Below are 20,424 nucleotides of genomic sequence, written 5' to 3' on the forward strand. Positions count from 1 at the left end.
AGGCACTTAAATGCTGGATCTATCTCCGTCGGGCAAGGCTCCTGCACTCCCGCATCTGCAACTGATAAAAGACAAATCCCCCGAGTGGCTGCTTCAGGCCGAGCCGGCGACCCATGCAGCCTTGCGCAAGGCTTCGCGGCGCCCCGTGCAATGGCTGGCGAGCGCACGCAAGTCCAACCCTGATCAGCTCGCCGAGCTGCAGCGCCTGTACGCCGAGCACCGCGAGTACGAGCAACAGGTTCGTCCGACGCTGGATCGCCTGTCGACGCTGGAGGACTTCGCAAGGCCCCTGCTGACAGCCGCCATCAAGGATCGCTTCGGACTGCAGGTGGACGTCGCCGACACCTGGCTGTTCCATGCCAGTCGTGCGCGGGTCGACCAATCATTCAATACGGCATCCAGAGACCCGCTAACGCAGGCAAACATTGCCCTGAAGGCCGCGACCCAGAGCCTGCTCAAGGCCGCGTTGCAGAACTTCGAAGCCTGGGAAACAGTTCCGGGCGCAATGGATTCCAGCACCGGCCTCAAGGCCCAGGTGTTTTCTTCGTTTGAAATCATCGGCCCACAGATCAGCGGAAAGTCCCTGCCGCTCTCCCCGACCGGCTTTGCGGCGCTGTGCCGTGAGCTGGACCTGGGCGGCCAATATCAGGCGCATATCCAGGCCGTCTTCAGCAGGCCTTCGAGCCCCGACGAAACTGCAGACGCTGCGGCATCCAGACTGCGCCAGAGCTTCATGCAACTGGAGGCATCGTCGATCCGGCTGCAGTTGCAGATGGCCTCCCTGCAACAGCAGATCGGCCCGGATTTGCAAAGCGCATTACTGGAGTTTCTCGACGGCAAGCAACATGTCCGACTTGATAACAGGCCGGTCAACTGCAGCGTACTGTGCCTGGGCGATATCGAACTAACCGGTCTTCTGGTGATTGGCAAGGACCGGGATATTGCCACTCAGGCAGAAAGGATCGTGGTGTATATCCCGGATGACCCCGTTGCGCCGCTGAAGGAATACGACTCGGTCGAAGTCTTCATAAATGCGTTGCGTGAGCGGATGTTCATCAACGGCTACCTGAACTTCTTCATGCGCTTCGTACCTGCGCGCCATCGAAGTGCCTTGTTTGAAAAGTTGTCCGAACGCCTGTACCCCAAAGTCAAGAAAGGCGGCATTTTCGAACGTCAGTGGCTGGAGCGTGAAGCGGACCGAAACGCCCGGCTCGACCTGAGAGAAACCGTGCTGCAAGGCCCGCTGCTGGACAACCTGCATGAGCGCAAATGCGCAGCCTTGCGCAACGACGCACTGTTTCATGGTGTGCCGACTGCGGCACAGGACCAGAAGACCTTCGATGAGCGGGTGCAGTACTTCATGGACACCGCCTTCGACGTCTTGAATATCGCAGGCTTCGTCGTTCCGGTATTGGGCGAAGTGATGATGGCCGTCACCGCCATTCAGCTGGTTCACGAAGTGTATGAGGGCATGGAGAGCTGGGCCAGGGACGAGAAACGACAGGCGTTCGCCTACCTGTTCGATGTGATCGAGAACGTTGCGCTGATATCGGCCCTTGGTGCTGCGTCGACGGGCGCAACAGGCATCCCTGCGGTACAGGCGCCCGAGTTCGTCCAAGGCCTCAAGCCCGTGGATTTACCAGGCGGCACGACACGCCTGTGGAAGCCTGATCTGACGCCCTTTGCCCATGACATCGTCCTGCCCAAGGATCTGCAGTCCGATGCCACGGGCCTGTACACTTGGCAAGGCAAACAATGGTTGCCACTTGAAGGACGCATCTATTCCGTCAGTCCTGCCACGACCGGGAACGGCTACCTGATCGAGCACCCGACCCGCGCCGACAGCTATCGGCCCGCCTTGCGACACAACGGCGCCGGAGCATGGCTGCATGAGCTCGATCAGCCGCTGGAGATGGAAGGCCTGACCTTGTTTCGACGGCTGGGCTATTCCAGCGATACGTTTTCCGACAGCACCGCCAGGCGCATCGTCAACGTCAGCAACACGCCTGAATCGGTGATGCGCGAGGCACTGGCCGATCAGCGTCGCCCTCCGGCATTGCTTGAGGACACGGCGCGCCGGTTCAGGCTGGACCAGGAGATCGAGCATTTCATCGAGCAGCTCGAAGCCAACGATATAAACGCAGCGTCCCCCCTTCAACTTGAACTGCTGAGCCAGGACCGTGGCTGGCCGGGCAATCGCGCGCTGGTCCTGGTGGATGCCGAGGGCCACACGCTTCAGACATTCGCCCCGGCCTCTCATCCGGTGGCGGCTGCCAGCCTCGACATCACGGTGCGTGCCGACCAGCCGGATGCCCTGCGCCAGGTGCTGGAAAAGCTCGGCAACAACGAAATACGCACCCTGCTCAACGAAGAGTTCGGCGCGGGTCAGCTCGGCATGTCACCGCGACTGATCACACTACGGGCGCAATTGGCGGCACGCGCCCGAGCCACCCGAGGCTGGCTGTTCGAATCCCGTTACCGCGCATTGAGCGTCGCCGAGGCTGACGGCGTGCAGACCCTGCAGAAGGCATTTCCCGGCCTGCCACCGTTGGTTGCCGAGGAACTGGCCAGCCACGCCTTGCCGGCAGAGCGGCTGCAACTGACGACGGAGCGCCGGGTGCCGCTGCCCGTTGCCGAAGAGGCCAGCGCCTATTTACAGCAGGTGAGACTGGCGCGGGCCTATGAAGGGCTTTATCTGACCTCGGTCTCCAGCGCCGATACCGACTGTCTTGCGTTGCACAGCCTTGAAGCCCTGCCGCAATGGCCTGCACAGGTCAGGCTGGAGGTCCATGACCGGTATTTCGGTGGCCGGCTGATCGACAGCATCGGTCCCGAGGATGCGCCTGTACGCAAAGTACTGATCAAGGACGGCAATCGTTACGAGACCCGTGATGCTGACGACCAGCACCTGCACGGGCTGGACGATCTGTACTCGTCCGTGCTGCACGCCCTGCCCGATGCCGAACGCAACCAGTTGGGCTTTGCCCACACCGGGCAGGGTCAGGCGCTGGCAACGCTGATCCAGGACAACCCCCTGCCCCGCCAGCACCTCGCGCCATTGCTGAACATGCAGGCGATCAAGCCAGGCAGCAGATCCCCCATGCGCCTGGCTGACGGTCGCCTTGGCTACCCCCTGAGCGGTAGCGGCAGGGTCGACTGGCACATGACCGACGAGAGCCTGCTGGACAAGATCCGCATGCTTGAGCTGGAGGACGCGTTTCCCGAAGAGATCCTCGGCCGCCTGCGCCACACTGGCTGGGACAACAGAACCATCGATGCGCGACTCAACGACCTGCTGCACGAGCAAATGCTGTTGCGCGCAAGTCTCGACGCCTGGACCTATGAATCCGTGTCAATGCCGCCCATGACTCAGGCTCATATGGACAGTCGCGTGCGCATCAACGAAGCGATCTGGAGCCACTGGCGCCTCAACAACCTGCCCGAGATAGGACGGACGCTTGAGCCGCTAAGCCTGCAACATGTCTCGCTGAGTGACTTTCCGCACCATCTGCCGGACTTCGTCTTCAATCGCGTTACCGCGCTGCACCTGGAAAACATATCGGTCGAGCCCAGAGCACGCCCCGGTGCAATTGACCTGACGCCTGCCGGCATAAACCTGCCCCGGCAGTCGACCAACAGCGCCGAACTTGGAGCCTTCCTGCAACGTTTCCCGCATACCCGCGCACTGAACCTGATCAGTGAGCCAGCCGCCGGACTGGCCCCCGAGACCTCGGTCTTTCTCAACCTGCCTCAGCAAGTGTCCCGTGTGCTGCCCCAACTGACCGAACTGGCGCTGATCAACCAGGAGATTTTTCTGGATCAGGCGCAGATGGACCACCTGCGCAGCATGCCGGGCCTCAGGATGCTGAACCTCAGTGGCAATCGACTGGTCAGTGTGCTGCCCATGGACCTGAGCTGGCTGCACCTTGATCGGCTGGTGCTGGAGCGGGTTGGCATGAACCGCTGGCCGTCCTGGCTGACCGACATCATTCCGAACAACATTCGTGAGCTGTCGGTGGCTCACAACAACCTGACGGAACTGCCCGGGTGGATCCTTGACAATCCTCCCAGCCCTGAGCACCGGACCTTGATTGACTTGCGCGGCAATATCCTGTCCCGACACACCGCAATACACGCACGTATCAATGAAGCGGTAGCCGGCAGTTCCTTCAGTTTTGTCATGGACACTCCGGTTGCCGTGCAGGCCGCTGTAAACAGGCAACTGAACGAAGGTGCCGAATTATTTGCCGCCGTTGATCAATGGACGCATGCCTCCGGCTCGATGGCCGTACCGAGCGAGCAGACCATCGAATCACGCCAGCAAATCGGCAGGATACTGATCGATCACTGGCGAAATTTCAGCCTGGGGCAGCTCCATAGCCCCCTGCGCCTTGCAGACATCGCATTGATCGACTTTCCGCGACAGCTGCCTGATTTCTTTTATCGCCAGGTACGCTATCTGCACCTGAGCCGAATAACCGGCACGGCCTCTGATCTGGATCAACTGTTGCGCCGCATGACTGATCTGACCTCACTGGAAATAAGCGGACATGTCGCCCCCCTGCTGCAACTGCCACCGGCGCTGCTCGAGCTTCGATCACTTCGTTCGCTATCGCTGATGGATCAGGGAATGCTGGTAGAGCAACAGCACATCGATTTCTTCAGCCGGATTGCGACGCTTGAACGACTGGAGCTGGATGGCAACCGGATAGGCGCCATCAGCGACCTGACCAGCCTCAGTGGCACTGCACTCAACTGGCTGTCACTGAACAATGCCGGACTGGTCGAATGGCCAGCCTGGACAGAGAGCATGGTTCCAGCGCAAATCAGGACACTCTTGCTGGAGGGTAATCTGATCAGCGAATTGCCAGAGCACATACTCGCCAATCCCGGCAGCGAGTTTGCGCACACGGAAATAAGCCTGCTGAACAATCCGCTTTCCGAAGACACCATGCGGCAGGCGCATTTTTCAGAGCGTTATGGACGTTCTTTCACCTTCGACATGGACCTGCCGCCCGAGCTCAGCGCGATGGACTGGACGGAAAACCATGACTCGGACTCATCGTATTCAGAGTACCTGTCCTCAGAGGACAGCCGGGCATCGACTCCGGAACCCGTCACCGTCGAGCCCTGGCTGGACGACAGCAACCCGTTGAGCGCCGGGCGGCGCGAGATCTGGGAGCAGTTGGAGGCCCGCGAGCAGACCCGCAACCTGCTCGACCTGATCGACTCGCTCCGTCACAGCGCCGATTATCGCAACATCACCAGCCGTGCAGCGCTGCGCGAGCGCGTCTGGCGGGTACTGGTCACGGTGAGTCAGGACCCGCAACTCGGACTGACCCTCAACGCTATTGCCGAAGAACCGCTCAGGCTGTTTCGTGACAACCACACCTGCCCGGACGGCATCCTTCTGGAGTTCAACCAGATGGAAGTGCTGGTGTTCATCCGGCAGTCGTTGCAGGACGTCGTCGCGGAGCAGCGCGGTGCGCTGTTGTATCGACTGACCGTCCGGCTGTATCGCCTGTCCGAGCTGGATGCCGCAGCCCGCGAACAGACCGGCAGCCGTGATGAAGCCGAGGTACGTCTGGCGTATCGCACGCACTGGGCCAGCGCGCTGGACTTGCCCGTGCCGCCGGAAGGCATGCTGTACCAGGCCCACGCCGCCATCAGGCCGGGGGAATTCGACGCGGCACTGCTTCGCGTGCAAAACGGCGAACGCGGCGAGCCCTTCCTGCGTTTTGCCCAGCAGCAGGATTACTGGATCAGTTACCTGCGCGAAATCCATGCTGGACGCTTCGAAACACTCGAACGCACCTACAGGACTGAACTGAACCAACTCACCGACGAGTTCGAGCAACGCAATATCAGCCTCGAAGATCCGGAATACGAAGGACGGATTCTAGAGTTCGAAGCCAGGTTCAAGGAGCAGCAGACAGCGCTGATCAGGGAGCTGACCAACGCTGAAGGAATAGAACATCACTGATCGAGCGGGTTGCCTGACACAAGGCGTGTCAGGCAACCCGCTGCTGGAAGCGTCAGTTCACTGAGCGTTCCGCACCTGGCCTTCAAGCTCGGTCTTGAGGCCGGGTTCCAGCTTCAACTGACGCGCCAACTCATCGAGGTAGGCGCGTTCCATGAAATGCTCTTCATCCACCAGCATTACACTGGCGATGTACATCTCTGCCGCCATTTCCGGCGTGGTCGCGGCCCGTGCCACCTCTGCCGGGTCCAGCGGCTTGTTCAGCTCGGCGTGAAGCCACTGCTGAAGTGAATGATCACTATCCAGCTTGGTGAACTCACCTTCGATCAGTTCGCGCTCACGCTCATCGACATGGCCATCGGCCTTCGCGGCGGCGACCAGTGCACGCAGGATTGCCTGGCTATGCTGCTCGGCTTCAGCCTCGGGCAGCCGGTCGATGGTTTGTGGTTCGCGCTGAGCGGCGAGCCCCTGACTGGCCTGCCAGTTGTTGTAAGCTTTGTAAGCCAATACCCCCAGCGCCGCCAAGCCTCCGTAGGTCAACGCCTTGCCGCCCATCCCGCGTGTGCGTTTGCCACGCAGAAGGCTCATGGCACCTGCGGCCAGCGCACCACCGCCGGCGCCGGACAACAGACCACCCAGCCCATTCTGGGAAGCGCCCTGCCCTTTACCACCGCCAAGCAGGCTGCCGAGGCCATTGATCAGTGAATCGCCGCCCGACGATTGCTTGCCGGATTTGCCTTTGTTCTTGTCCTGCAACATGCTTTGTCCGGACTTGAGCAATTGATCGAGTAAACCACGCGTATTCACAGGAAGCCTCCTACAAGGTTTGTCAGATGAGTGATTGACCAACAAGTTGAAGAGAAGTCACTGCCAGGCCCTTACCGGTGTGCTTCCGGATGTTACGGAGTTGCACCGATACCCGTTCGTCAATCTGCCCCGCTTATCGGCGAAATGCGTGCAACCCGCGCCTGTGGCAAAGAGTCAATAAGGACAGGCTGCAGGTAAAGTCAGGTACGCAGCCTCTTTCCTGGACTGATCGAACACACATCCATATTCATATGAATGCCACTGCCCCTCCATGCAGATTTTCAGGAGCTTGTCCGAAGTGATATCGCCCACTGGTTTCCCGACCGCTCACGGCAAGGCCGCCGGGATTATCCGATCCAGGGACTGGAGCCAGACTTCACTCGGACCGATCGAGCACTGGCCGGTATCGCTGAAAAACACCCTGAATCTGATCCTCAATTCCCCGGAGTCCATGTACCTGCTCTGGGGGCCGGATCTGGTGTTTTTCCACAATGACGCCTATACGCCGATTCTCGGCCCGCGCAAGGACAACGCTATCGGCGCACTCATTCCGGATCTGTGGGCTGACGTCTGGGATCAGGTCGCGCCGCTGGTGATCGATGCGTTTGCCGGCAAGCCCTGCCGCTACACGGATATGCCGCTGACCATGGCACGCTACGGCGAGGTCGAACAGACATGGTGGTCATTTTCGTTTTCACCGGTAATCGACGAACACGGCGTGGTTGTCGGCATGTTCTGCATCACCAACGAAACCACCGCGCATGTCCTCAACCAGCAGGCGCTGCAGGATAGCGAACGCAAACGCCTGAAACTGATCGATGACCTGGTCAGCCTGGAACGACAGCAGACCGCCAGACTGGAGCAACGCACGCTGGAGCTGGACACGTTTTGGGAGATATCTCCGGACCCGCTGGCGATACTCGATTTCAACGGTATCTTTCTGCGGGTAAACCCGGCCTGGACAGCGCTGCTGGGCCACCCGGAACACGAGCTGCTGGGCACCTCCATCATGACCCTGCTGCATCCGGATGATGTCAGCGGCACCCAGAATGCTCTGAAACACACCATCAACCATGTGCTGCCGCTGTTTGAAAATCGTTATCAGCACGTCGACGGCAGCTATCACTGGTTCGGCTGGACCGCGGCACCCGGCAATGGAATCATTTTTGCGCTGGGCAAACACCTGACCCACGAAAAGGACCGCATCAAGGCACTGCGTATCGCCGAAGAGGCCTTGATTCAATCGCAGAAAATGGAAGCGGTCGGGCAATTGACCGGCGGTCTGGCTCATGACTTCAACAACCTGCTGATGGGCGTGACCGGCAACATGGAGCTGCTCCTGTCGAGGATCAGACAGGAACGCTTCACAGAGCTGGACCGCTACATCAACGCCGCACTGGAAGGCTCGCGACGCGCGGCATCCCTGACACATCGACTGCTGGCATTTTCGCGCCGTCAGACACTGGCGCCCAAGGCTACCGATATCGACCTGCTGGTCGCGGGCATGGACGAGCTGATCCGACGCACCGTAGGTCCGGCCATCGATATGCAGGTCAATGCCTCACGCGGGCTGTGGGCGACCCTGGTTGACCCGCATCAACTGGAAAATTCACTGCTCAACCTGTGCATCAACGCCAAGGACGCCATGCCCGATGGCGGAAAGCTGCTGATCCAGACGGGCAACCGTCACCTGACTGCAGTCACGGCGACCCGGTATCAGTTGCCTGCAGGCCGCTATGTGGAACTGTCCGTCAGCGACTCCGGCACGGGCATGAGCAACGACGTCATGGCGAGGGCCTTCGACCCGTTCTTCACCACCAAACCGACAGGCATGGGCACCGGACTGGGGTTGTCGATGATTTACGGTTTTGCACGGCAGTCAGGTGGCGGCGTCTACATCACGTCAAAGGTTGGCGAGGGTTCGAAAGTCAGCATTCTGCTGCCGATGCACGAAGGCGAAGCTGAAACAGTGGCCTTCGATGACAGCCCGCTGCAAGTCCCCGCCTCCAGCACCGGCGACGAAACCATTCTGGTGGTCGATGACGAGCCCGCCGTGCGCTTGCTCATCACGGAGTTGCTCGAAGACCTTGGCTATATTGTTTTGCAGGCTGAACGAGGCGCCGATGCGCTGACCATTCTGCAGTCCAAGGCGGCCATCGACCTGCTGATCACCGACGTCGGTCTGCCGGGCGGCATGAACGGTCGGCAGGTCGCAGACGCGGCGCGGGATGTCCGGCCCGACCTGAAAATCCTGTTTGTGACCGGTTATGCTGAAAACGCCGCGTTGGCGCATGACACGCTGGAGCCGGGCATGCACGTGCTGCCCAAGCCCTTTGCGATTGCCGAACTGATCGGCCGCGTCACCGAGCTGCTGGAAGGCGAGTAACAAAAAATGAGCGCCCTACGGCGCTCATTTTTCGGGTATTGCTATCCGTGAGCCGACTGGCGATCAGTCGCGCAGATCTGACTCATGAATCGGCTGATCACGGTGTGTGGCGCGCTGGTACTGCGCAGGCCAGGTTGCCAGGCGCCCACCCAGGTCTTCATCGGCACGCAGCGGCCAGTACGGATCACGCAGCAGCTCACGCGCCAGCAGGATGATATCGGCCTGCCCGGTGCGCAGAATGTGCTCTGCCTGCGCCGGATCGGTAATCATGCCCACCGTGCCCGTTGCGATCTCGGACTCCTTGCGAACCCGCTCGGCAAAGCGCGTCTGGTAGCCTGGGCCGACCGGAATTTCCGCCTTGGCTGACGTACCGCCTGACGATACATCGATCAGATCGGTCCCGATGGCTTTCAACCGACGCGCCAGCTCGACCGTTTCATCGGCGTTCCAGCCGTCTTCCACCCAGTCGGTGGCGGACACGCGAACGAACACTGGCAGCTCTGCAGGCCACACCGCACGCACGGCTTCGGTGACTTGCAGCGTAAAGCGAATGCGGTTCTCGAATGAACCGCCATACTCGTCGGTGCGCTGGTTGCTCAGGGGCGACAGGAACTGATGCAGCAAATAGCCATGGGCAGCGTGGATTTCCACAACTTTGAAGCCTGCCTCCAGGGCACGCCGTGCGGAATCGACAAACGCCTTGATCAACTCCTGGATCTGCGTCTCGCTCAATTGCACAGGGGCAGTGTGCTGCGGATCGAAGGCGATCGCCGAAGGCCCGACCGGCGTCCAGCCACCTTCATTGAGGGAGATACTGCCGTGCTTGCCAAGCCACGGGCGCCAGGTGCTGGCCTTGCGGCCGGCATGCGCCAGCTGGACGCCGGCAACCGCGCCCTGAGCGTTGATGAAGCGGGTGATACGTTGCAGCGGTTCGATCTGCTCGTCATTCCACAGCCCGAGGTCTTCGGGAGTGATGCGGCCGTCCGGCGTCACCGCCATTGCTTCGGTGATGACCAGGCCGGCACCGCCGACAGCACGACTGCCCAGGTGAACCAGGTGCCAGTCGTTGGCCAGGCCGTCGACACTGGAATACTGGCACATCGGCGATACGGCAATGCGATTGCGAAGGGTCAATTGACGCAGGGTATAGGGTTCAAGCAGCAGGCTCATGGCAACCTCTCGTAATGAAAATTCAGGTGTCCAGGTTCCGTTCATTCAAAGAACAGGTTTGACAGACCGTGTAGTGTCGACACCCCGTTAGCGAGAGGGGTTCCTGCTATCGTCAGCGTGGCGCGATATGCACCACCATCAATTGCACGGTTTCGTTACCGCGAAACTCGTTGAGATCGAGTTTGTAGGCCAGCTCGACCCAGCGGATATTCGGATTGGGCCAGATATCCCGGTCGACGCCGAACGCAATGCCATCGAGCTTGACGCTGCCGCATTCGGTCTTGAGCACCATCTTCAAATGACGCTCGCCCACCACCCGTTGCTCGACCAGCTGAAACACGCCGTGGAACAAAGGCTCCGGGAAGTGCTGCCCCCAGGGACCGGCATTGCGCAGTGCACGGGCCAGCTCCAGATGAAACTCCTCGACGGCCAGCGAGCCGTCGGACAGCAAACGCCCGGTCAGGTCCTGCTCATCGAGCTGACGACGCACCTCCTGGTCGAACGCTGCGGCAAATGCCGGGAAGTTCTCTTCAGGCAGCGAAAGACCTGCCGCCATCGCGTGGCCGCCGAACTTGCTGATCAGGTGCGGATGACTGGCCGCCACGGCGTCCAGCGCGTCGCGAATGTGAAACCCTGGCACCGAGCGGGCCGAGCCTTTGAGCACGCCCTCCCCGGCGCTGGCGAACGCGATGGTCGGGCGGTGGTAACGCTCCTTGAGACGCGAAGCGAGGATGCCGATGACACCCTGGTGCCATTCGGCATCGAACAGGCAGAGGCCAAACGGCATCGACTCCAGCGGCAGGTCCTTGAGCTGGGCGAGTGCTTCACGCTGCATGCCCTGCTCGATGGATTTGCGATCCTGGTTCAACTCATCCAGTTGCACGGCCATTTCCCGCGCCAGTGTCGGGTCGTCGCAGAGCAGGCATTCGATGCCCAGGCTCATGTCATCCAGGCGCCCTGCCGCGTTCAGGCGTGGCCCGAGAATGAACCCCAGGTCGGTGGAGGTGATGCGCGAAGGTTCACGTCGTGCCACTTCGAGAATGGCGCGCAGCCCCGGTCTGGCACGCCCGGCACGGATACGCATCAGCCCCTGATGGACCAGAATGCGGTTGTTGGCGTCCAGCGGCACCACATCGGCCACACTGCCCAGCGCGACCAAATCCAGAAGCTCGCCCAGATTGGGCTGGGCACGCTGATTGCTCTCGAACCAGCCGGTCTCGCGCAGACGCGCCCGCAAGGCCATCAGTACGTAGAAAATGACCCCGACACCGGCCAGCGACTTGCTGGGAAAGGTACAGCCTGGCTGATTCGGGTTGACGATGGCGTCTGCGGCCGGAAGCTCATGCCCAGGCAAATGGTGATCGGTCACCAGTACCTGCAAGCCGGCCGCCTTGGCCGCTGCTACACCCTCGACGCTCGAAATGCCGTTATCCACGGTGATCAACAGCTGAGGTTCGCGCTGCAATGCCACTTCGACGATTTCCGGCGTAAGGCCGTAGCCATATTCAAACCGGTTGGGCACCAGATAATCCACATGCACTGCGCCCAGCAGACGCAGTCCCAGAACACCCACGGTGCTGGCGGTCGCGCCATCGGCGTCGAAATCGCCGACGATCAACATGCGCTGGCCCTCACGCAGCGCAGTGACCAGCAGGTCTACTGCCGCATCGATCCCCTTGAGTTGCTGATAAGGGATCAGCCGCGCCAGGCTTTTGTCCAGTTCAGCCTCGCAGGCCACACCTCGTGCTGCGTACAGACGGGTGAGCAAGGGCGGCAGGTCGCCAAGGAACGGCAAGGTGTCGGGCAATGGACGAGGTTCGATGCGCATGCGGGTCAGCTGATTCTCTGTGCAGTGTCGATGAATGTTTTTCGAACGGAACCGGCGGCTGTCAGCCGCGCTCGCCCGCAAGCCATTGCAACTGGACCTCGTGCTGGCCACGGTCGTCAGTGACGAACACCGTCCCTTCACTGATCATCACATCCCACTTGATGACCCGCGGCATGTCTTTGGCCAGCACTTCCAGCACTTCCTGCGGGACGGCGGCGATATTGACGTTTTTCAGGTTCTTGATCGCCGGGATGACCTTGCCTTCCCAGACGCGCAAGCTGCCATAGGCCAGCAGGCTGGTGCGTTCGGTACGGCGCGAGCACCAGGTCAGCCGGTCGGCATCCGGCTGCCCCACTTCGATCCAGTGCAGAACCCGGTCATCCAGGCTTTTTTCCCACAGTGCGGGTTCGTCCACATCTGACAGGCCACGACCGAACGACAACTGTTCGTTGTACCAGAAGGCATAGGCCAGCAGACGCACAGTCATGCGCTCTTCGGTTTCCGAAGGATGGCGGGCAATGGTCTGCTTGACGCTCTCGTACACGCCGCGATCAAGGTCGGTGAGATTGAGTTCGAATTTGTAGGTCGTGGACGGCTGGGCCATGAACGGGCTTCTAGAGTCTGGAGGGAAGACGGCAAGTCTACCCGATGCCGGGCCTGTGAACGAACTTGCTCGCGCAAGGGTGTGTTTGCCCCCCTCATTTGCAGGACGAACAAAAATCGATAGTTTGAAACAAATTTCTGATACATATCTGTGCTAAAGACGATCTGCAGCGAGCACCCGGACTCCCAACCGGGGCACCTGAATGTGACGCCACTGGCGCAGCGCCGTTCAAAGAGCTGCCACCCCTACCTCAGACCGTTGAACCCTTTTCGAGGATGACACCCGCGAATGCCCCTTCCTGCCTCGCACTGCACAACGGCTCGATTGATGCTCGCCCTGTCGCTGGCTGCCACGTCGTGCGTCAGCCAGGCCAGGGAGACGCTGACCTGGCTGATGCGCGACATCCCCCCTTCGACGATTTTTTCCGGTGCCATGCGCGGGCAAGGTGCAATTGATCAGCTCATGCCATTGCTGACTGCGCAAATGCCCGAATACGATCACGTGCTGATGCGGGTCAACCGCGCCAGGGCTCTGCAAATGCTGAGCGACGAGACGTCTCTCAGTTGTGATCCCACCATGCTGTGGACGGCAGAAAGAGCCAGAACCCTGCTTTTTTCCATACCGATCGGTGCGGTACTGAGCAGCGGTCTGATTGTACGCAAGGAGGAGATGTCGAAGTTCGAGCCCTACGTAGAAGACGGAAAAATCGACGTGGCGGCGTTGATGGCCAGCCGGAAGATCAAATTGGGCATCGTTGCCGAACGCAGCTATGGAGAAGTGATCGACCACACGTTGCACGACGTCGATGAAGACGTCCTTGTGCCGCACTACGGTAACGATGCCGTCGGCAGCCTGCTGCAAATGGAGCGTCTGGAGCGTCTGCAGGCCTTTATCAGCTTCTGGCCGGAAGCGCGCTATCACGCCATGCAACAAGGCATAAGGCCCGAGGAGCTGGCCTTCTTGCCGATCAAGGGCAACCCTGCATACCAGTTCGTCTATGTCAGTTGCAGCAACTCACCCAAAGGCCAGCAGGCCATTGCGCTGATCAACCGCGAGATGCGCGTGCTGCGCGAAACCAGCCTGATGGGCTTTTATGCGCAGTGGCTGGAACCCGCGCAACGGGCCAGCTACCTGGAGGACGTCAAGGCGCTGCTGGACAAGGAATGAGCGGACAAAAGAAACCCCGGGCAGAGGGGGACCTGCCCGGGGTAAACATGACCATGCTGGTCAGTACGTCAGCCCTTGATCACCGGAGCACAATGATCAAGTCTGACGTAATGGATAGGAGTGCATAGAACCCGTCAGGTTCCAGAATCGTTGTCGCCGGTTAAGCAACTGTTAAGCAAATGATGGGGTGCCGACAAACGTGCGACTGATTGCAGCATTGCGCATGGCAGCGATGACACAGGGTTCGATTCGACCCTCGGCAACCATCAGATCGCGGCGCAGGCCGTCTACCACGTCGGTGAGCTGACGCTTGTCGCTCAGCTGATCAGCGCCGAATGCGCGCTCGATCACACAGGTGCCCGCTTTATCTTTCAGAGTCACCAGACGTTCGCCCCGAGAACCGGCCGGGCCAATACTGGCCTGATAGGGAGCCAGCGCTTCGCTTAGCAGTAAGCTGATATTTTCCATCCGGATCACCACTCAACAGTTTGAATGCAAAGGTGCTAACCAATGACCATCGGCGACAGCAGAAAGTTCTTTCTATCGCCAGATCGCAGCACCTGTCTGTCATTTCGAGCATGCCTGTTGAATGTGACAAGGAAAAAACCGGACGCCGATGACAACAGAAAGTCAGCTTGTAGGAAGAATCCAACATAATTCCGCTACGCGTCCTACAAGGTGCCTATGCTCTTGATCACTGCGTTAAACACCTCTATCGCATGCAATACCCGTATAGCCTTTTTCACGGAGCCACCTCTTGAGCGATTCCGCTGATCGCCCGTTGCGGGTCATCGTGGCTGATGACCACCCGATTTTTCTCATCGGCCTGCGGGTCGTACTGGAGCAGAACAATCTGGCCAGCGTCGTCGCCGAGGCCTGCAATCCGGACGAACTGCTTCAGGTACTCGAACGCCACGCCTGCGATGTGCTGGTGACTGACTTCATGATGCCCGTTGAACGGCAGAACGATGGCCTGCGTCTGCTGCAGCGCATCCGCCGGGACTTTCCGGCGCTGCCGGTGATCGTTGTCACGACCCTGAGCAATGCCGGACTGTTTCAGTCCATGCTTGACCTGGATGTCCGGGGTCTGTTGAGCAAGGCCAGCCTTGCCGGAGAACTGCCTGCTGCCATCCAGGGGGTCAGGCGCGGTGAGCTTTTCGTCGCCCAATCCGTACGCAGGGTACTCAGAGAGGCCCGGCAGCACGGACACGACACACTTGTGCCGGCAGATCGCTTGTCGCCGCGGGAACTTGAGGTGTTACGCCTGCTCTCGGCCGGCCATACGGTTGGCCAGATCGCTGCGCAACTCAATCGCAGCAAACAGACCGTCAGCGCCCAGAAAGTCGCCGCCATGCGCAAGCTCGGACTGGCCAATGACGCAGCCCTGTTCATTTATTTGCAGGAAAGCGGCATGTCCTGAGGCCGGTCGTCCTTCGAAACGGCGTGCAGGTGGCTGCTATCATGCTCAGCCATCCAGCGCATGAACGCCGAGGCAGGCATCGGGCGCGCAATGAAATACCCTTGAATGGCCGGATCGCCCAGCGCCAGCAGACTGTGGACGTCTTCAATCGTCTCGACCCCTTCAACCACGACCGACATCGACAGCCGCTGCGCCATGAGCAAGGCACCGGCCACTACCGCCGATTTACGCGCGTCGTCGGCCATGCCGCGCACGAACTCGGTCGGTATTTTCAGTTCGCTGAAAGGTAATTGCAGAAGCCGGTCCATATTCGAAGCGCCCATGCCAAAGTCATCGATGGACAACTTGCAACCCTGCATGCACAACCTCAGCAGGCCTTCGAGCTGCCAGGTTTCCGGCCGTGCGGCGTCCTGCTCGATAATTTCCAGGGTCAGCGCGGTGGCCGGCACGCCATGACGGGCAAGCGCCTGCGTGATCTGCTCGGCGAAATCCAGTTGTTGCAGCACTTGTGGATCAATGTTGACGGCAACCGACAGCGGCTCGCCCTGCTCGCGCATGACCTGCGCAGAGAACTGCAGGGCCTGATCCAGCACCCGCCAGGTCAACGCAACGGTCAGCCCTTCAGCCTCGATGGCCTCGATGAATCGCCCGGGGGCCAGCAGGCCATACACCGGATGCTGCCAGCGAACCAACGCTTCGGCCCCCAGCAACTCGCCCTGCAGACTGACCTTGGGTTGAAAGTAGGTGATCCATTGTTCGGCAATGGACGCCACGTCTATCGGTCCGCTGCCTGTCGGGTCAAACAATTCGATGGCGGAAAGAGCTCTGAACGCGCTGCCCGGCGATGCCTGCTCTATACAGTCCGAGCGGCCGGGCCCATACGCCTCGAGCAGCTCGTACAATGCCCCGGCGGAAGCAGGTTTCTGCACATACCCCAGAACATTCAGACCTTGGGCGAGCGCCAGCTGCGCGGCCCCTTCCAGCACGCAGGCGGCGGAACAGCTGACAATGATCAGCGCTCGCGCCAGGCCGTTCTCAGCCATGAAGCGGATCAGTTCCAGACCATCAGGCCCTTCCATCTGCAGGTCGCAGATCGCGATGTCGACAGGACCGCGGGTTTGCAGGGAAAGCCTGGCGACCTCGACGCTGTCGGCCACCAGCACATCGAACACTTGATTGGCGTTGAGCATCTGATGCAGAGCCATCAGCTGGAAGGGATGGTCTTCGAGAATAAGAACCTTGAGTGAGTGCACGATCACGCCTGCGGAGTCAGAGCCATCGGCCCGGGATAGCATTAACTGTAGCTCGTCCCGCAGACCCGCCCCATAGGACATGTCCTAAACACGCCACAGGTTTTCCGCAGGATTCAAGCGCCTGGCACCGCGGTCTCGGGCACGGCCACCAGTTGCAATTCGATATCCGCGCGCAGACCGGTCATGGCCACTTCCAGTACCTGCCAGCGTTCGGCCAGCCTGGCTGCGCTCTGCAGCCGTACACTGTCGTCCAGCGCGGCACACGCCTTGGCGAGCGGCACAGCGTCGACCAGACTCGCCGCGCCCTTGAGCCGATGCAGACAGGCGCCCAGGGTCTTCCAGTCATTGGCCGACACTGCGGGCTCCAGCAACGCGTGCTCATGCCTGAGGTTCTTCCATAACTCGCTCAGCAACCGTTGCATTTGTTGCGGGTTGGCCTGAGTCATGGCTTGCAGCGTGCCGATGTCGAACGTCGGCTCGCGTACCCGATCCGCCAGCTCTTGGGCCAGACGCGCCAGTGACAGCGGCTTGATCAGCAGGCCGTCCATGCCTGCCTGCTCGCAACGTGCCGCCTCGTCACTCATCGCGTTGGCGGTACAGCCAATCACCGGGCAGCGCTGACGCTGCTCTTTCTCTTCGATCTGGCGAATGGCCTGGGTCAACGCGTAGCCGCTGATACCCGGCATATTGCAATCGGTGATGACCGCATCGAACGCCCCTTCACACCAATTCGACAACGCCGCCTTGCCATCTTCGACAGCCGTTACCTGATGGCCAAGAAACTCCAGCTGGCGGGTCAATACCAGGCGATTGGCGGACATGTCATCGACCACCAACAGATGAAGACTACGCGTGTCGACAGGCGCATCCGTCACATCGTCCGCTGGCAAAACCGGCTCGCTCACCCTGGTCAACGGCAGGTCGATGGTAACCAGGGTCCCCTTGCCCGGCTCGCTGTGCAGGCTGATATCGCCCTTCATCAGCGCCACCAGTTGCCGGGTGATGCTCAACCCCAGCCCGCTGCCCCCGTAGTGTGCGGCCGTGTCGTCGTTCGCCTGAGTGAAAGGTTGAAATACCTGCTGCTGACGCTGCGGATCGATACCTTCGCCACTGTCCTGGATACCAATGCGCACATGCGTGGAGTCAGGCGAATCGCTGGTCACATCGAGCCTCACGACCACCGCACCTTGACGGGTGAACTTCAAGGCGTTGCCCAGCACATTGTGCAACACCTGACGCAACCTCAAGGGATCCAGCCAGTAGTCGCCGCGCGCCTGCGCGGAGAGTTCCAGGCGTAGCTCCACCCCCTTTTCCCGAGCCTGTGCGGAAAAAAGCTCGATCACACCGTCGAAAAGCCCTTGCAGGGAGGTGACAGCCAGTGACAACTGCATGCCGCCCGCTTCGATTCTGGCCAGATCAAGACTTTCGCCAATCAGCGCGACCAGCTCCGTAGCCGAGCGGTGAGCCACTTGCAGGCCTTGCGACGGCATCGTGCCCAAGCGCAAGGCCTGTTCGCATTCCAGTTCCAGCAAGCCAATGATTGCCCCCATCGGCGTACGAATTTCATGGCTCATGCTGGCCAGAAAAGCGCTTTTTGCCTCGTTGGCCTGAGCGGCCAGTCGCATGGCTTCCTGAAGCTGCTGTTCCAGTTGCTTGCGTTCGGTGATATCGATCCAGCCGCCGAGCAGCCCCTGCAGCTGACCATCGGCGGCGAAGAAAGGCACCGTCCATTGCCAGACATCCATACGTTTGCCAGGCAGTTCGATGGTGCGATCGGAAAAGACCGGCTGATGATTTTCCAGCAGATTGAGGTAATCGGTATGCATCTGCTCGGCCAACGCACGCGGAATCAGATTGACGTCCGTGAGGCGTCGGCCATTCATCTGTTCGAAACTGATGCCCAGACTCTGCTCGTAGCTGCGGTTGCAGGAAATCAGGCGCCCTTTGAGATCGCGCACATAGATCGGATTGGGGATACCGTCGAGCAGCGCGTGCTTGAAGGCCAGTTGATCATTGAGCTGTCTTTGCGCCCTTTGCCGCTGGCGAATCTGCACCTTGAGGCGACTGCTCCAGGTCAGCGACACCAGCCCGGTCAGCAGCGCCAGGGACACCACCCAGAATACCCACGGCGGTATGCGCGCCCAGAGCGACGGCTGAGGCAGCGCCGATCCCAGCCACTTCAGACGGATCGAGCGCAATTCGGCCACCGGGAACTCCTCCAGCGCCTTGTTCAGAATCCCCAGCAGTTCGGGCTGGGTCTTGATCACTGAAAATCTGTCGGGTGACCATTGACCTTCAACACTTCTGGCGACCTTCAATTCTCCGGACGGAAACAGGTAGGCCCCCACTTCATTCTGAATGGTCGCGTCGGCAGCACCACTTTCCACCAGCGCGCGAGCCTGATCATAGGTATTGACCAGCCGCAGCTGGATCAAGGGGTGTTCGCGCCTGATCAGGTCTTCGAGCGCATGCCTGGCCGGCAGTGCCAGTACTTTCCCGGCCAGACTGTCGAGCGATATGCGGGACGAGTGGTCGGAGCGCACCACGAACATCCAGCTATTGCCGCCGAACGAATAGGTAAAGTCCAGAAACCTTCGGCGCTCGGTATTTTCCGCGAGCGTGGTGTTCATGTCGGCCTGGCCGGCGCTCAGCATGTCGATGCTCTGCTGCGTGGAAAGTGATTCCTGATGGACGAACTGCAAGCCGGTCATGCGCGAGATACGTGACAGCACATCTGCGTTCAACCCTACCCAGTGGCCGTTATTGTCTTTGTAGATATACGGTGGGTGCTGCACGGTCGCGATGGTCACACTCGGATGCTTGAGCAGCCAGCGTCGCTCGGCACTGGTGAGGCGAATGCGTTGTCCTTCCACGTCGGCGCCCAGCCCCATGGTCCAGCGGCCGAGCACTTCACGACTGGTCGAAGGTGCGATGCTGTCCAGGGCCCGATTGATGAAGTTCAGCAAGCGCTGCTCATCATCCCTGACCGCAAAGGAAAACCCCACCGGGGGCAGACGACTTTCGAATTTGATCTGCAAACCGAGATAGGGCCGCAGGGCAGTGTAGGTACGGACGATGACTTCGTTACCGATGAACACGTCCACTTCACCCTGACTCAGGGCTTCCAGAGCACTGTAGAGGTTAGGCGCAATAATGATCTGGCTGTCAGGATAAATGCGGTGCAGCACGTCCGAATCGGCATAGCCATCAAGCAGTACGACCTTCTTGCCGGCCAGGCTCGACGACGGGCTCAGATCGTTGCCGCGGCCAACCACTACCGATCGATCGGGCATGTATTCGGTTGAGAAGGACAGTCCTTTCACACCCCGTTCGAAACCATTGGCACTGGTCAGCAGATCTATCTTGCCGTCGCGCAGCGCCTCGATAGCCTCGTCACGCTTGGCAAAACCGGTGACCTGCACCGGGAGGTTCAACTGGTCGCTGACCAGCCCCAGATAGTCGGCACTGATGCCCTGATAACGGTTGCGGTCACTGGTGATGTCGATCGGTTCGTAGTCTGCGATCGCAATGCCGACCTGAAGCACCTTGCGCTGATCGAGCCAGGCCCGGTCCTGATCTTCGAGAACCATATCCGCTGAAGCCACAAAAGGAGCTGTCAGTGAAAACGGCAGGCTTTGCGCCGCATTGGCTGCCCCGGCAAAAACCAGCGCCAGCAACATCCACACCCGGCGCCATGCGCGGCATCTCGATGTGCTGCCTGTCTCCCTGACTACGCTTTGCATACTTGCCTGCTTCACTACGAATGACCCGACTCTATGGTTCGAAAAACCAGCGAAGTTTGGCACGTA

11 protein-coding genes are annotated in these 20,424 nt (G+C 60.2%); 4 read left to right on the plus strand and 7 right to left on the minus strand.

The window, feature by feature from the left end:
• Window positions 1–10 precede the first annotated feature (10 nt).
• Complete coding sequence (locus KBY08_RS02325) at window positions 11–5,983, plus strand: NEL-type E3 ubiquitin ligase domain-containing protein (RefSeq protein WP_111522030.1); 5,973 nt, start codon at window positions 11–13, stop codon at window positions 5,981–5,983.
• A 57-nt stretch (window positions 5,984–6,040) separates the two neighbouring features.
• Here the strand turns inward: KBY08_RS02325 and KBY08_RS02330 are convergent, their stop codons facing one another.
• Window positions 6,041–6,787, minus strand: coding sequence for a tellurite resistance TerB family protein (locus tag KBY08_RS02330; protein WP_024639879.1), 747 nt, complete (start codon window positions 6,785–6,787; stop codon window positions 6,041–6,043).
• Window positions 6,788–7,085: 298 nt separating this feature from the next.
• Here KBY08_RS02330 and KBY08_RS02335 point away from each other — a divergent pair, with 298 nt between their 5' ends.
• Window positions 7,086–9,173, plus strand: a complete 2,088-nt coding sequence (locus tag KBY08_RS02335; protein ID WP_024661012.1) for a response regulator — start codon at window positions 7,086–7,088, stop codon at window positions 9,171–9,173.
• 63 nt (window positions 9,174–9,236) lie between these two features.
• Here KBY08_RS02335 and KBY08_RS02340 read toward each other — a convergent pair whose 3' ends face one another.
• The 3 genes from KBY08_RS02340 to KBY08_RS02350 all read right to left on the minus strand — a co-directional run bounded on the left by KBY08_RS02340 (window position 9,237) and on the right by KBY08_RS02350 (window position 12,775).
• Window positions 9,237–10,343, minus strand: coding sequence for an NADH:flavin oxidoreductase/NADH oxidase (locus tag KBY08_RS02340; protein WP_011266942.1), 1,107 nt, complete (start codon window positions 10,341–10,343; stop codon window positions 9,237–9,239).
• Between the two features lie 112 nt (window positions 10,344–10,455).
• Complete coding sequence (recJ, locus tag KBY08_RS02345; protein ID WP_011266941.1) at window positions 10,456–12,171, minus strand: single-stranded-DNA-specific exonuclease RecJ; 1,716 nt, start codon at window positions 12,169–12,171, stop codon at window positions 10,456–10,458.
• 61 nt (window positions 12,172–12,232) lie between these two features.
• Window positions 12,233–12,775 (minus strand): YaeQ family protein, encoded by a 543-nt coding sequence (locus KBY08_RS02350; protein ID WP_003314240.1) that lies wholly within the window; start codon window positions 12,773–12,775, stop codon window positions 12,233–12,235.
• Between the two features lie 327 nt (window positions 12,776–13,102).
• On the opposite strand from KBY08_RS02350, the gene KBY08_RS02355 reads away from it, so the two are divergent.
• On the plus strand, window positions 13,103–13,942 hold the full coding sequence (locus tag KBY08_RS02355) for a TIGR02285 family protein (protein WP_032608041.1): 840 nt from the start codon (window positions 13,103–13,105) through the stop codon (window positions 13,940–13,942).
• Window positions 13,943–14,113: 171 nt separating this feature from the next.
• Here KBY08_RS02355 and KBY08_RS02360 read toward each other — a convergent pair whose 3' ends face one another.
• Complete coding sequence (locus KBY08_RS02360; protein WP_004406361.1) at window positions 14,114–14,410, minus strand: DUF3509 domain-containing protein; 297 nt, start codon at window positions 14,408–14,410, stop codon at window positions 14,114–14,116.
• Window positions 14,411–14,699: 289 nt separating this feature from the next.
• On the opposite strand from KBY08_RS02360, the gene KBY08_RS02365 reads away from it, so the two are divergent.
• Window positions 14,700–15,362, plus strand: a complete 663-nt coding sequence (locus KBY08_RS02365; protein ID WP_024639877.1) for a response regulator — start codon at window positions 14,700–14,702, stop codon at window positions 15,360–15,362.
• Here the strand turns inward: KBY08_RS02365 and KBY08_RS02370 are convergent.
• Together KBY08_RS02370 and KBY08_RS02375 are read right to left on the minus strand one after the other, a co-directional pair.
• On the minus strand, window positions 15,335–16,657 hold the full coding sequence (locus KBY08_RS02370; protein ID WP_024639876.1) for an EAL domain-containing protein: 1,323 nt from the start codon (window positions 16,655–16,657) through the stop codon (window positions 15,335–15,337). The genes KBY08_RS02365 and KBY08_RS02370 overlap by 28 nt on opposite strands.
• A 71-nt stretch (window positions 16,658–16,728) precedes the next feature.
• Window positions 16,729–20,295 carry a transporter substrate-binding domain-containing protein gene (locus tag KBY08_RS02375; protein WP_177410914.1) on the minus strand — a complete coding sequence of 1,189 codons (3,567 nt, stop codon included), beginning with the start codon at window positions 20,293–20,295 and terminating at the stop codon, window positions 16,729–16,731.
• Between the last annotated feature and the right edge of the window lie 129 nt (window positions 20,296–20,424).

The organism is Pseudomonas sp. P135 (genome assembly GCF_020312125.1).
Taxonomy (GTDB): Bacteria; Pseudomonadota; Gammaproteobacteria; order Pseudomonadales; family Pseudomonadaceae; genus Aquipseudomonas; species Aquipseudomonas fragariae.